This is a genomic window from Cobetia amphilecti (assembly GCF_032923285.1).
In the GTDB taxonomy this organism is placed as follows: domain Bacteria; phylum Pseudomonadota; class Gammaproteobacteria; order Pseudomonadales; family Halomonadaceae; genus Cobetia; species Cobetia amphilecti.
Genome location: NZ_CP136695.1, coordinates 990,180 through 1,004,285, shown reverse-complemented (window position 1 = coordinate 1,004,285; position 14,106 = coordinate 990,180). Strand labels below are relative to the sequence as shown.

General features: G+C 64.1%; 8 protein-coding genes. 2 read left to right on the top strand and 6 right to left on the bottom strand.

Going from position 1 to position 14,106, the window contains the following annotated elements; genetic code table 11:
- Nucleotides 1-189 precede the first annotated feature (189 nt).
- Nucleotides 190-1,950 (bottom strand): AMP-binding protein, encoded by a 1,761-nt coding sequence (locus tag R1T44_RS04305; protein ID WP_317292659.1) that lies wholly within the window; start codon nt 1,948-1,950, stop codon nt 190-192.
- A 520-nt stretch (nt 1,951-2,470) separates the two neighbouring features.
- On the opposite strand from R1T44_RS04305, the gene cysK reads away from it, so the two are divergent.
- Nucleotides 2,471-3,436: a cysteine synthase A gene (cysK, locus tag R1T44_RS04300; protein WP_317292658.1), complete on the top strand. Its 966-nt coding sequence runs from the start codon at nt 2,471-2,473 to the stop codon at nt 3,434-3,436.
- A 117-nt stretch (nt 3,437-3,553) separates the two neighbouring features.
- Here the strand turns inward: cysK and R1T44_RS04295 are convergent, their stop codons facing one another.
- From R1T44_RS04295 to R1T44_RS04285, 3 genes are read right to left on the bottom strand one after another with little or no spacing between them, the layout of a single operon-like run.
- A complete protein-coding gene (locus R1T44_RS04295) occupies nt 3,554-4,447 on the bottom strand; it encodes a class II glutamine amidotransferase (protein ID WP_225347544.1) in 894 nt (297 codons plus the stop codon).
- On the bottom strand, nt 4,440-6,575 hold the full coding sequence (locus tag R1T44_RS04290) for a vWA domain-containing protein (RefSeq protein WP_317292657.1): 2,136 nt from the start codon (nt 6,573-6,575) through the stop codon (nt 4,440-4,442). The genes R1T44_RS04295 and R1T44_RS04290 overlap by 8 nt, the downstream gene beginning before the upstream one ends.
- A gap of 60 nt (nt 6,576-6,635) precedes the next feature.
- On the bottom strand, nt 6,636-7,160 hold the full coding sequence (locus R1T44_RS04285) for a hypothetical protein (protein ID WP_317292656.1): 525 nt from the start codon (nt 7,158-7,160) through the stop codon (nt 6,636-6,638).
- 267 nt (nt 7,161-7,427) lie between these two features.
- On the opposite strand from R1T44_RS04285, the gene R1T44_RS04280 reads away from it, so the two are divergent.
- Entirely contained in the window at nt 7,428-9,545 is a 2,118-nt protein-coding gene (locus R1T44_RS04280) for a S9 family peptidase (protein ID WP_317292655.1), read from the top strand.
- A 163-nt stretch (nt 9,546-9,708) separates the two neighbouring features.
- On the opposite strand, the gene R1T44_RS04275 is transcribed toward R1T44_RS04280, so the two are convergent.
- On the bottom strand, nt 9,709-11,235 hold the full coding sequence (locus R1T44_RS04275) for a catalase (RefSeq protein ID WP_317292654.1): 1,527 nt from the start codon (nt 11,233-11,235) through the stop codon (nt 9,709-9,711).
- A gap of 450 nt (nt 11,236-11,685) precedes the next feature.
- Entirely contained in the window at nt 11,686-13,932 is a 2,247-nt protein-coding gene (katE, locus tag R1T44_RS04270) for a catalase HPII (protein WP_225347539.1), read from the bottom strand.
- Nucleotides 13,933-14,106: the final 174 nt, after the last annotated feature.

The following is a 14,106-nucleotide window of genomic DNA, read 5'->3' as shown; positions in this document are numbered from 1 at the left end:
CCGGAAACTCTCGGGAATTCAGCCTCACGCTCGCCTGCACGAGGCAGCAAGCCATGACACCTGAATGACAAAACGGCCCGTCAACAAGTGACGGGCCGTCCATTGTAGCCCTGCGCGTAGCCGCGCCCAACCTTGGCGGTGCTAGTCCCCTGCCATGCCGCCGGCTCAGCGCTGCCCTCAGTACTGTCCTCAGTGCTCGCGTAGCGGCGTATTGCCAGCGCTCTCTTCGCTGTCGCGCAGCTCACGACGCAGCACCTTGCCGACGTTGGTCTTGGGCAGTTCATCGCGGAATTCGACGAAGCGCGGCACCTTGTAGCCGGTCAGCTGCTCCTTGCACCAGCTGCGCAGGCTGTCGCGATCCAGGTCCGGGTTGCTTGAGACCACGAACAGCTTGATCGCCTCGCCGCTCTGCTCGTCCGGGACGCCCACTGCCGCCGCCTCGACGATATCCGGATGGCCGCTGACCACGTCCTCGATCTCGTTGGGGAACACATTGAAGCCGGAGACGATGATCATGTCCTTCTTTCGATCGACGATGCGCACGAAGTCATCTTGCTGGATGACCGCGATATCGCCGGTGCGGATGAAGCCCTTGTCATCCATCGCCTCACGCGTGGCATCGTCACGCTGCCAGTAGCCCTTCATCACCTGGGGGCCGCGCACGCACAGCTCGCCCGGCGCATCGCGCCCCAGCGTCACGCCATCGGCATCCACCACCTTGAGCTCGGTGCCCGGCACCGGCTTGCCGATGGTGCCCAGCTGCAGCTCGCGCGGCGGATTGAAGCTGACGATGGGCGAGGTCTCGGTCATGCCGTAGCCCTCGGCGATCGGGCAGCCGGTGACGGCTTCCCAGCGTTCGGCCGCGCTGCGCGTCAGCGCCATGCCGCCGGAGATGGTCAGCTTGAGACTCGAGAAGTCCAGCGCCTTGAAGTCATCACGCTGACATAGCGCCGAGAACAGCGTGTTGAGGCCGACGAAGGCGGTGAACGGTGTCCTGGCCAGCGTCTTGATGAAGCCATCGATATCGCGCGGATTGGTGATCAGCACGCTGTGGTTGCCGCTCTCCATGCTGTAGAGGCAATTCACCGTGAAGGTATAGATGTGATAGACCGGCAGCGGCGCGATCAGCACCTCCTGACCTTCATTGAGCACATCACTGATCACGCCGCGCGCCTGCAGCATGTTGGCGACCAGATTGCGGTGGGTCAGCATGGTGCCCTTGGCGACCCCGGTGGTACCGCCGGTGTACTGCAGCGCGGCGATGTCCTCGGGCTGGCGCGTGACACGCGTGTGCGAGAGCCCCGCCCCGCGCTTGAGCACGTCACGCAGGCCGTGTGCCTCGGGCAGGTGGTACTTCGGGACCATCTTCTTGACGTAGCGCACCGCCAGATTGATCAGCGGACGCTTGGGGAAGTCATGCAGATCACCGATCTCGGTGATGATGACCTCCTCGATGGACGTGCGTTTGAGCACCTTCTCGAGCTTGTCCGCCATGTTGGCCAGAATCACGATGGCGCGAGCGCCGGAGTCATGGAACTGGTGCTGCATCTCGCGCTCGGTGTAGAGCGGGTTGGTGTTGACCACCACCAGACCGGCGCGCAGCGCACCAAATACCGCCACCGGGAACTGCAGCAGGTTCGGCAGCTGGATGGCAATGCGATCACCGGGCTCAAGGTCGGTCTCGTGTTCCAGCCAGGCGGCGAAATTGCGCGACAGGCAGTCCACATCGGCGTAGCTGAGCGTCTTGTCCATGCAGCTGAAGGCCGGACGCTCGGCATAGTTGGCGCAGCTGGCCTCGAAGACCTCGAGAATCGAGGGGTAATCCTCGAGACCGGACAACGGCTCACCACTGACGATCAGGTTGGCGTCCCCGGTCACGGGGCCAGCGTGATCAGACGCCTTGTCGGCTTCCGGGTCTGCCGAGGCGTTGGCAGGATTGGCATCATGCATGGCTTGGGCTCCATGACTGCATTCGTCTGCTGGATCGTGGCCGGGCGCGGAGTCTTTCACTGGCAGCCACAGGCGAGAATTCAGCACTTGTTGTTATCAGGGCGTCACGCCCACATGTGAACAATGACATGAATGACGGCGCGATGGGGAAAAGGACGGCGCGACAGCGCGCGCGCAGGTGCCGGCAACGCACCGGCGACACCCCGGCAAGAACCTCCAGGGCCGCCGCGCTTCACCTTAACCAGTCAGGCCAATGATGTAAAACGACCGATTGAAACCATCGTTCACATCCGAAAATGTGTCGTTAAATCAAACCACTACTCTTGTACGACCTTGGTCAGAGACTAGCGGCGACTGCCAACCTTGCCATGTCGTTATGCGCTTCAGGCCTTTGAGTCGCGCTCGGCTAGCCCTTAACCTTATGCTCATACAGTCGCGACAGCCGCTGCTGAGCGTCATCACTTCACTCAAGCAGCGGGCATGCTCGCTGTCTAGCCGCCAGATACCCAGAGGACCTCGTATGGCCAAGATCTATCAGGACAACTCGCAAGCCATCGGCAATACGCCGCTGGTCAAGATCAACCGCCTCAGCAGCCATCCACGCCTGTACGCCAAGGTGGAAGCCCGCAACCCGGCGTTCTCGGTCAAGTGCCGTATCGGTGCCAGCATGGTATGGGACGCCGAGGAACGCGGCGTGCTCAAGCCGGGCATGGAAATCATCGAGCCGACCTCCGGCAATACCGGCATCGCGCTGGCCTTCGTCGGCGCGGCGCGTGGCTACCCCGTCACCCTGACCATGCCCTCCTCCATGAGCATGGAGCGCCGCAAGGTGCTGAAATCCCTCGGCGCCAACCTGGTGCTGACCGACCCGGCCAAGGGCATGCAGGGCGCCATCGACAAGGCCTGCGAGCTGCAGAAGGCCGAGCCGGAACGCTACTTCCTGCCGCAGCAGTTCTCCAACCCGGCCAACCCGCGCATCCACGAAGAATCCACCGGCCCGGAGCTGTGGGACGCGCTGGATGGCGAGATGGACGTGCTGGTGGCGGGCGTCGGTACCGGCGGCACCATCAGCGGCATCGCCCGCTACTTCAAGACGGTGCGCGGCCAGTCACTCGAAGCCGTAGCGGTGGAGCCGGCGGAATCCGCCATCATCACTCAGCGCATGCAGGGCGAGTCGATCACGCCTGCCCCGCACAAGATCCAGGGCATCGGTGCCAACTTCATTCCCGACAACCTGGACCTGGCGCTGATCGACCGCGTCGAGCCCGTCGCCAGTGAAGACGCCATGGCCATGGCACGTCGCATCATGCAGGAAGAAGGCATCATGTGCGGCATCTCCTGCGGTGCGGCGATGACCGCGGCGCTGCGTCTGGCGGAAGACCCCGCCTACGCCGACAAGTCCATCGTCGTCATCCTGCCGGACAGCGGCGAGCGCTACCTGTCCTCGCCGATGTTCGCCGGCATGTTCGACGACGTCGAAGGCTGAGCCTCACGCATTGACCAGGCAAAAGCCGCAAACACGAAGGGCCGCGATTGCGGCCCTTCGTGTTTGCGGCATTCAAGCTCTTTCTCCATCGCTCAGCGTCAGCGACTCAGCCAAACGTCAGCAACTCAAGTCAGAAGCCAGCCAATCCGGCTTGCGGCGCGCGGTGGCGGTGCGATCGACCGCCCCGCTCTCAGCCTGCTCCTGCCCTGGCTCTTCCTGGCTCAGCGGCAACTCACCGCCAAGACTGGCGACCAGCTCGCCTTCGCGGAACACCACCAGCTGCCCCGGCAGCAGGCGCTGCCACTGCTCGTTGTCGGTCAGCGGATCGGTGGCGATCACCGAGACCACATCGGCATCGGTGGTGTGCTGCTGGAAGTCGACGCTCATCTCGAAGTCGGTGAGGCTCGCCTGCCCGAAGGGCGCGCGGCGCGTGATGTGCGCCAGCTTGGTGGAGCAGTAGGCGTAGAGATGCACGCCGTCGGAGAGCAGCAGATTGAAGACGCCAAGCCCGCGCAGACGCTCGCACTGGGCGTGCAGATGCCGCCACAGGTCTTCGCACCGCGCCGGCGGATTCGGAAAGGCGCGCCGGATCTCGCCGAGCAGGAAGCAGGCAGCGTGCTCGCTGTCCGTGCTGCCCACCGGGCGGTAGTACGGCAGGGGCAGTGCCTGCCAGTCCGCCAGCTGACCATTGTGGGCATAGCACCACTGCCGGCCCCACAGCTCGCGCGTGAACGGGTGGGTATTGGCCAGCGTCACCTGGCCGACATTGGCCTGACGGATATGGCTGATGACCATCTGCGACTTGATCGGATAATCGAGAATCATGCGCGCGATGGGCGAATCCACCGACGGATGCGGGTCACGGAATTCGCGATAACCGCCCTCTTCATAGAAGGCGATTCCCCAACCATCGCGGTGCGGACCAGTACCCCCGCCTCGCTGCAGAAAACCGGCGAAGCTGAAGCAGATATCGGTCGGCACATTGGCACTCATGCCGAGCAGTTCACACATGGGGCTCCTCCCGCTGAGTCGGCTTGCGCGTCATGCGACGCACCAACATGATCACTACCAGCAGGCCGATCACACCGGCCACGGCGTAAGCGATCATGCGGCTTTGCGGTGATTCTGCCTCACGCTGGGCAAAGTCCGAAGCTCCTTCGAACCACTGACTGATCAACGCAGGCACCTTGTCGATGGGCAGGCGGCCCTTCATCAGCAGATCATTGAGGTCTTCCTTCTCCTCTACCGCCTGATCCAGGCCCTGAATCTCACCGAAGGACTCACCCTCGATGGGCGAGCGGTCCAGATTGGCGGCACGCCGCGCCGCATTCTCATTGAGGGTATAGGGCGCCAGATCGATCACCCGCGAGCTCCCGCCCAGTGCGATGCGCGCGCTGATCTGCACATCGGCACTGACGTCACGCTCCAGCGGCGGTAGCTCGATACGCCAACGACTCTCGCCCGCTTCCGCCACACTCAACGGCTCGCCCTGCAGCGTCGCGTCCAGCTGGGTGTTGGCGGTGTTGAGCAACGGATGACGCGCGCTGACCTCCAGCGCGCTCGGCGGCGTCGCATTCTGCGCATTGCCACCGATCGGCTCGACCAGCAGTGGGTCGACCACGCTGGTGCGCTGGCTCAACTGACGTGCAAAGGGCGCGCCATCGCGCTGGCCCTCGATGGTCAGCGTCAGGCGAGCGCCACCCGGTTGCTGCGGCGGCGGCATGTTGACGCTGAACTGCGCGCCGTCACGCTCAAGACCACGCTGCTGGGCGCTGGTCACGGCTGCCGTTTCTGCTGACATGCCACCCTCGTCTTCCGGCACCAGACGCGCATTGCCGTCCAGCGTCGCCAGAAAGTCCTGCTCAGCGACATCACGTGCGCCGTCGACCAGCGAGGCTGAGAGGGAATAGCCAAAGCCGCGATACAGCGTGGCGGGCAGCGGGCGCGACACCAGCGCCAGGTCTGATACCACGGTGATGCGACTGTCGACGCCTACCTGCCCTTCGATACGCCACTGCCCGGCCTCGGGGTCGGTCACGGTGATCAGGTCATAGCGCGGCTGATGCTCCCAACGCACGCTCTCGGGCAACGACGCCTTGTCGGCCAGCGAGTAGCGCTGACCATCCGGCGCGATCAATACCGGCGCGCTGTCATCGGGGCCATGGAAGACCAGCGCCGTGAATTCCTCGACACTGCCATCGATGGTGAAGCGCTTGTCCTCGAGCGGCACCAGCTCGCCGGGCACGATACGGTCGAGCGCCCCGAGGAAGGCACGCAACAGGTCTTCCGGGGTCTCGGCGACCGTCGCCAGCCCGCCGGTGCCATCGGCGACCTGCTGCAGCAGATCGATATCGGCATTGCGCGACAGCGCGACGGTATGCACCGTGATGTTGTGCGCCGCCAGCTGTGGCGTCAGCTCATCGGTGATGCGCTGACGCGAGGCGCTGTCCGAGGCGGCCTTCTCGCTGCTCGGCTCACGCAGGTCGACCATGCCATCGGAGAGCAGAATGACCTGACGCGGCCCCTGGCCATCGATGCTCGCATCGGCGCCTTCGGCGGCGGCACGCAGGCCCGCCTCGAGGTCGGTGTACTGCTCGTAATCGTCCAGCCGCCCTTCCAGCCCCCGGGCTGCCTGCTTCCAGCCCGCATCGACCGCGCCCAGTGCCAGCAGGGGCTGCACCTGCTCACCGAAGCCCCACAGCCCCGCACGCGAGCGCTCCGGCAGCAAGGTGACCAGCAGGTCCAGCGCACTGGCGCGCAGATTGGTCGGGTCGTTATGCTTCATGCTGCCGGAGACATCGATCGCCATGCGCAGGTCAGGCGCAATGTCGCGCGCCGAGCCACTGGCAGCATTCGCGTCACTCGCGACATCGCGGGCCACGAACGGCATCTGCTCAGCCTGTTCGCTTGCCGACTCATTTGCCGGCTCACTCACCGGCTCGCTGACCGAGGGGTTCTCCGCTGATGATGCCTGCTCGGCGAAGGCCGAGGGCGACGCGAGGCTGATACCCGCCAGCATCAGGGCCGCCAGCCAGCGCGCCCCCGCCCCCTTCGCTAGAGGGCCGGATGAAGAGCCGGACGCAAGCCCTGGTGAACGGACTGGCTCAAGAGACGAAGTGACAGCTACATCACGGGGCATGACAGATCCTTAGTCCACGCTCGGACAATGCACGGCTGGCGCTGATCGAACGACGCTCGATCAGAGCGACGGTTCCTGACGGTCACGGCCTGCGCGGGTACGCGCCGACGCACGTGCCGGGGTGCCACGTTTCTCGCTACGCAAGCTGGCGCCTGCGGCGTGGCCCTCGCGCACTTCCTCATCCTCCTGCTCGTGGCCATGAGGCTCGCGGCGCTGCTGGGCGGCGCGGCGACGCTGTTCACGTCCGCGTCCCAGCCACCAGATCACCAGGCCCAGCACCACGCCGACCCCGATGCCCAGGACCAGCATGCCGAAGGCCGAGGCCATGCCACCACCATCCTTCTGCACCACGCTGACGGCAAAGGCCACGATGGCCGGTGCAAGGCCGGTGTAGGCATCTTCCGCGACGCTGGCCGTGACGTGAAAACTGGTCGGCACGGCGATCATGCCGGCGATACCGCCGACGAGGATCCAGCGCAGGAAACGCGGCAGTATTCGCACCGCCATATAGCCGGTAAACAGCACTACCGCCGCCAGGCCAAAATAGATCAGCCACATCTGCGGCAGCGAATCGGAAATCATCATGCCCTTCACTCCTGTCATAACATCCTGTCGAGACTGACATTCTGAGGGGTACCTGTCCTGTGCAGAAGCAGCCGGCACCTCAGTTCAGCCATCGAGTCATCCCATCATCGGGGCCACACGTTGCGTGGCACCAGAGGCTGCGCATTCATCTCTCACGGCGGCGATGCCTCCCATGAAGCAAGGGCTTGCGCACGCTGTGGGACAGGCTCAATGTTACACTCCATGCCCGCCCGACACACTCGAGCACCCCACTTTCAAGAGGTAGCCATGCCCGATAGCCCCGTCCAGCGCCATTATCGTGCCGATGACCCCGAATGGCACTGGCTTGAACAACGCGACACGCTAGAGGTCACCACCTTTCTCACGGCGGCCAACGCCGAGAGCGATCGCTGGTTCGCCCCGCTCGCGCCGCTGAGCGACGCCCTCTATCACGGCCATCTTGCGCGCCGCGAGCTGGCCGTCTCAAGCCTGGCCGAGGCACTGGATCACTACGTCTATTGGAGCGAGACCGCCGCTGACGCCGACTACCCGGTCTGGTGGCGCCATGCGATCGGCGCCGACCCCGCCGATACCCGCCAGCACGAATGCCTGCTGGACCTGCAGAGCCTGTCGCGCCATCACGATTTCGTCGAGCTGGGCGATATGGCCATCTCCCCGGATGAACAGCAACTGGCATGGACTCTGGACACCAGCGGCGACGAGGTGTTCAGCCTGCGTCTTGCAACACTGAACGCGGCGAATGGCGACTCACGCAACGCCGGCCACGATGACGAGTGCCTGCTGGAGAATATCGGGCCGGACCTGGTGTGGGCCGAGGACGGCCAGCACCTGCTGTTCACGCGCTATGACAGCACCCAGCGCCCCTTCGAGATCTGGTGTCTGAATGTCACGAGCCGCGCCGAGACGCTGCTCTACCGCGAGGAAGACAGCGAATTCTGGGTCGGCATGGGCAAGACCCGCTCACGCGCCTGGCTGGTTCTGGAGACCGCCTCCAAGGACACCAGCGAGACCTGGTTGCTCAAGGCCGATACTCCGCTGGGTGAGATGCGCCTGGTGCGCGCCCGCGAGACCGGCGTCGAGTACGGTGTCGATCACCGCCCCGGCCACTTCTATGTGCTGCACAACAGGCAAGCGCCGCACTTCCAGCTCGATATCGCCTCCGAGCATGCGCCCGGCGACTGGCAGCCGCTGATCGCCACCCGCGATGAGGTGACGCTGGAAGGCGTCGAGGCCTTCAGCTGGGGGCTGATGGTCGATGAACGCGATCACCGTCAGGCCCAGGCCTGGCTGCGGGTGATCGAATTCGAGGGCACGGCGCCGACACAAACGATCTGCCGCGACGAACGCCTGGCGATGCCGGAGCAACCGCTGAGCCAGGGGCTGGGCGACTGCCCGCATTTCGACGCTCGCCGCCTGCGCATCCGCGAGGAAAGCTTCACCACGCCGCCGAGCTGGATCGAGCTGGACCTCGACACGGGTGAGCGCCGCCTGCTCAAGCGTCAGACCGTGCATGGCGATCTCGCGCCCGAGCAGCTGATCAGCCGCCGTCTGTGGGCAACCTCCGACGATGGTGAGCAGGTGCCGGTCTCGGTGGTCATGCGGCGCGACCTGTGTGATGACGCAGGCCACCCTCACGCCCCGCTGCCGGTATTGCTCTACGGCTATGGCGCCTACGGCGAGACACTGGACCCCTGGTTCTCGATCGCCCGCCTGGAACTGCTGACGCGTGGCGTCGCCTTCGCGGTCGCCCACGTGCGTGGCGGCGGGGACCGTGGCGAGCCTTGGTATCTGGCCGGCAAGCTGGAGCACAAGGAAAACAGCTTCAATGACTTCCTCGCCGCGCGTGATGCGCTGGTCGAGCAAGGCGTCGGGGCCGCGGATCGCATTGCCGCCTACGGTGCCAGCGCCGGTGGCCTGCTGGTCGGCGCCAGCCTCAACAAGCGTCCCGAGGCCTTCTGCGCCGCGGTGCTCGATGTGCCCTTCGTCGATGTGCTGCGCACCATGGAAAACCCGGAGCTGCCGCTGACCACCGCGGAATACACCGAGTGGGGCAACCCGCACGAGAACGAGGCGCGGCGTCGCATCCGCGCCTATTCGCCGCTGGACAACCTGAGCGCCGCGCCCTATCCGCCGCTGTTCCTGCAGGGCAGCTGGCATGACACCCGCGTGCCCTACTGGGAGCCGGCCAAGCTCTATGCGCGTCTGCGCCAGATGGACTGCACGCCGCATCCGGTCCTGCTGCGCACCGACATGAGCTCCGGCCACGGCGGTGCCTCGGGTCGCTTCAAGGCGTGGCGTGACAATGCGCGCCAGGACGCCTTCCTGCTGTGGGCGCTGGGCGTGTGCGAGAAAGCCGACGGCAATGAGGCCACGCGCGACGACTGAGGTGTCTGTGCTTGCGTGTCTTTCGCACAGCGCTGTGACTGTCGGATAGCACCCTGACAGCCGCATACGACAAGGCCCCCGCCGGTTACCCGGCGGGGGCCTTGATGTTTTCGTCAGCTCAAAGGGTAACTACTGACCTGACGAAGGGTGCAACATGACTGACTCAGCGCGGATCGAGCTTGGCCAGTTTGGTGGCGATACGATCACCATAATCGGCATCCGCCTGACGGAAGTGCGCGATCATCTTGTCCTGGACCACGTGGCTGACGCCTGCCATGGTGCCGGCGATGACGTCGGTGATGCGCGTCTTCTGGCCTTCATCGAACAGACGATAGAGGTTGCCGGCCTGGCTGTAGTTATCCTCATCGCTGTTGTCGTGATAGCCCATCCAGGCGTTCTGCTCCAGCGGCATCGCCGGCTCGGCGACGGTAGCGTCCGGCACCGGGGCGCCCTGATCGGCACGCTCGTTGGGGTAGAAGTTGGTGCGTGAGTACTGGCCACCTTCCTTCGTTTCTCCCGGTACACCCTGACCGACCTGGCCGCCCAGCGGGCCGCCACCGTGACCGGTGACCGGGCACATGCCCGCCATCACGCCATCACGCTGGTAGTGGTTGACCGGGCAGACCGGACGGTTGACCGGCAGCTGCTCGGCGTTGGCACCGACACGGTAGCGGTGTGCATCGGCGTAGGCCCACAGACGAGCCTGCAGCACGCGGTCCGGGGAGGCGCCGATACCCGGCACGAAGTTGGACGGCGAGAAGACGGACTGTTCGACTTCCGCGAAGTAGTTCTCCGGGTTGCGGTTGAGCTCCATCTTGCCGACTTCCATCAGCGGGAAGTCACCGTGCGGCCACACCTTGGTCAGATCGAACGGGTTGATGTGGTAGTCACGTGCCTGGGCTTCGGTCATCACCTGCAGGTTGACGGTCCAGCTCGGACGCTCGCCACGCTCGAGGCGGGTGAACATGTCGTGCTGGTGGAAGTCCGGTGCGACCTGCGCCGCTTGATCGTCGGTCAGCGTCTCGTGGCCCTGGTCGGTCTTGAAGTGCCACTTGACCCAGACACGCTCGCCCTTGTCGTTCCACAGGCTCAGCGTGTGTGAGCTGTAGCCGTTCATGGTGGTCAGCGACTTCGGGATACCGCGGTCGGACATCAGGATGGTGACCTGATGCAGCGCCTGCGGATGGTTGGCCCAGAATTCCCAACGATTCTGCCAGTCGACCATGTTGGTGCGCGGGTCTTTCTTCTGGGTGTGGATGAAGTCAGGGAACTTGGACGGCTCGCGGATGAAGAACACCGGCGTGTTGTTGCCGACCATGTCCCAGTTGCCATCCTCGGTGTAGAACTTCAAGGAGAAGCCGCGCACGTCGCGAGTGTTGTCGCCGCTGTCCTGGCCACCGGCCACGGTGGAGAAACGCGCCAGCAACGGGGTCTGCTTGCCGACGCCCTGCAGGAAGCGGGCGATGGTCAGGTCAGACAGGTCACGGGTCAGGGTGAAGGTGCCGTAGGCGGCGACGCCACGGGCGTGGACGACACGCTCCGGAATGCGCTCACGGTTGAAGTGCGCCAGCTTCTCGAACAGACGCCAGTTGTCGAAGGTCAGTGAACCATTCGGGCCCGCTGTCTGGCTGATGTCATCGTGAGGCACCGGGGCGCCGTTACCTGTGGTATAGCGTGGAGTCTGGGACATGTAGACGTTCTCCTGTCAGGTAGAAAAAAGCGCTATCAAACTCGACTGGCAAGGCCAGATGCTGCTGATGTCACATTTTCATGCGCTGCTTGATGTGAAGGCCTGCAGCCCATTGTCGAATCGGGTCGGGGCCAATGCCTGCCCGGCATGTGCTGGCTTGTGGCCCCTTGATGCCTGCTTACCTTACGCACCTGGTGCTTCTAGCGATAATCAATTACCAGCATGCCTTCGATAATCAGCCTCTATCACTGAGCCTATCAGCCACCCTCAGCGGCGTGAACCGCAGGACGGCTCTCAACCCGGAGGTGTCACCAACCCTGTTTTCACCTTTCTCCGCCATCACATCTTCACGTCCGGAAATGACCGCATCATGACCATGAAAAAGCCCCCTGACCTTCGCAGGTCAGGGGGCTATATGGGTCACATCATACCTTGTGGGGCGTCAGCGCCTCATGCCGGCATCTGGTTGGCACGCGCATCACGCGACCATACACGGTGAGCCATCAGGGCATCACGCAGCGGCAGGCTGGCGGCGAGCACATCATCCACCAGGATGACGCCCTCCTCGACCGGCACGCGGGCGGCGGCCAGCAGCTCCTTGCCTTCGCAGATCGCCACGATGGGCTTCAGGTGCTTGTAGGCTTCCTGGACATAATAGAGTCCCAGGCCCGAGCCGCTCAGCGCCTCGACGCTGCCCGCGCCGCCAGCGACGACGACGGCATCCACCGTCACGGACGGCAGGCCATTGAGCATCGCATCCGGCGACAGCATGGTGCCGTCTCCGGCCTTGATCGGCGCCATGCTCGGGGCGATCAACAGCCCTTCGGCACCCTCGGCGGCCAGCTGCTCCTTGATCGAGCGAACATCTTCCATGGCGACGCCATCGGCGGCCAGGATCGCGACCTTGCGGGTGGCGATGGAGTCCGGCAGGCGCGCCATCAGGCTCAGTGCCGGGTCGCTGTCGACCTGGCTGGTGCCCAGTTCACCGTCCGGCGCGGGCTTGCTGGTCGGTGTCTCGATGCCGTGATTCTCACCGACGCGACGTGCCAGCTCCAGATCGATGTTGGGCAGGATCTCGGTGATCACCCGCTCACGGATCCACGGACGCTCGACCTTGGAAAGCTCGAAGGTGTAGGCCGCGATGATGTGTTCCTTCTCCACGTCAGTCTGGCTGTTCCAGAACAGGGTGGCCTGGGAATAGTGATCCCCGAAGGAGGCGCTGCGCGCACGTACCTTGTGCGCCTCGATGCGCTCATGATACGGCTCGAAACCGCCATGGGCGTCCTGGGACGGCGGTGTCTCGGCCGGCCAGCCACCATCGATGGAGTTCGGCTCGTAGGACGCCTGCCCCGTGTTGATGGTCTGACGATGCTGGGCATCGCGCTGGTTGTTGTGGAACGGGCACACCGGCTGGTTGATGGGAATCTCGTGGAAGTTCGGCCCACCAAGACGCAGCATCTGGGTATCCAGATAGGAGAACAGACGCCCCTGCAGCAGCGGGTCATTGGAGAAGTCGATCCCCGGCACGATGTTGGCCGGATTGAAGGCGACCTGCTCGGTCTCGGCGAAGTAGTTGTCCGGATTGCGGTCCAGCACCATCTTGCCGATCGGCACCACCGGCACCAGCGATTCGGGGATCAGCTTGGTCGGATCGAGGATATCGAAGTCGAAGCTGTGCTCGTCCTTCTCCTCGACCACCTGGATGCCCAGCTCCCACTCCAGCGGCGCCCCGCTCTTGATGTCATCCCACATCATGCGACGGTTGAAGTCCGGGTCACGTCCCCACAGCTTCTGGGCTTCATCCCAGATCAGCGAGCAGGTACCGGCCACCGGCTTCCAGTGGAACTTGACGAAGCGCGACACGCCTTCACGGTCGATCAGACGGAAGGTATGCACACCGAAGCCTTCCATGTTGCGGTAATGACGCGGGAAGGCGCGGTCCGACATGGTCCACAGCACGGTGTGAGTGGTTTCCGGCATCAGTGACACGAAGTCCCAGAAGGTATCGTGGGCTGACTGGCCCTGGGGAATCTCGTTGTGCGGCTCCGGCTTCACGGCGTGCACGAAGTCAGGGAACTTCATCGCGTCCTGGATGAAGAACACCGGGATGTCATTGCCGACCAGGTCCCAGTTGCCGTCATCGGTGTAGAACTTGGTCGCGAAGCCACGCACGTCACGTACCGTGTCGTTGGAGCCACGCGAGCCCTGCACGGTCGAGAAGCGCACGAACACCGGCGTCTTCTTGGATGGGTCGCTGAACACGCCGGCCTTGGAATACCTGGCGGCATTGTCGTAGGCCTGAAAATACCCGTGCGCGGCCGCGCCACGCGCGTGAACGATACGCTCAGGAATACGTTCATTGTCGAAGTGGTTCATCTTCTCGCGGAAGATGAAATCTTCCATCAGGGTCGGACCGCGTTCCCCCGCCTTCAGCGAGTTGTGGTTGTCCGCGATGCGCAGCCCCTGGTTGGTACGCAGGTCATGCCCTTCGGCGTCGGCGCGATAGGTCTCCAGCGCCTCGTCCTTGGCATGGCCATCACCGGCATTGGGCTTGGTGTCATGCGGCCCATTGCGGTTGGGATGGGTATAGGGGTTCTCTCCCTCTGCCGAGCGATTCTGGCCCTCGTGATAGGGGCACTTCGCGCTGTCGGCATTCGACTGGGAAGAAGGTGCTGAATCGTGCTCATTGCTCGCCATGCTCAAACGCTCCTGTTTTCGCTAGATCCGCAACGCGCCACTACTGTGGCGCTGAAGGATGATTCGGCCTTGCCGCCTCTTGCCGGCGTACTTCTTGTCCAAGTACTTGTCGTGAAAGTGCTTGTTGTCAAAGCACTTCTCGAGCAAGGCACCTCTCGGCGCCGTGACAGATCA

Coding starts and splice junctions, on each gene's coding strand:
- R1T44_RS04290 (WP_317292657.1), bottom strand. CDS start 6,575: ATGCCCCGTGATGTAGCTGTCACTTCGTCTCTTGAGCCAGTCCGTTCA.
- R1T44_RS04285 (WP_317292656.1), bottom strand. CDS start 7,160: ATGATGATTTCCGATTCGCTGCCGCAGATGTGGCTGATCTATTTTGGC.
- R1T44_RS04295 (WP_225347544.1), bottom strand. CDS start 4,447: ATGTGTGAACTGCTCGGCATGAGTGCCAATGTGCCGACCGATATCTGC.
- katE (WP_225347539.1), bottom strand. CDS start 13,932: ATGGCGAGCAATGAGCACGATTCAGCACCTTCTTCCCAGTCGAATGCC.
- R1T44_RS04305 (WP_317292659.1), bottom strand. CDS start 1,950: ATGCATGATGCCAATCCTGCCAACGCCTCGGCAGACCCGGAAGCCGAC.
- R1T44_RS04280 (WP_317292655.1), top strand. CDS start 7,428: ATGCCCGATAGCCCCGTCCAGCGCCATTATCGTGCCGATGACCCCGAA.
- R1T44_RS04275 (WP_317292654.1), bottom strand. CDS start 11,235: ATGTCCCAGACTCCACGCTATACCACAGGTAACGGCGCCCCGGTGCCT.
- cysK (WP_317292658.1), top strand. CDS start 2,471: ATGGCCAAGATCTATCAGGACAACTCGCAAGCCATCGGCAATACGCCG.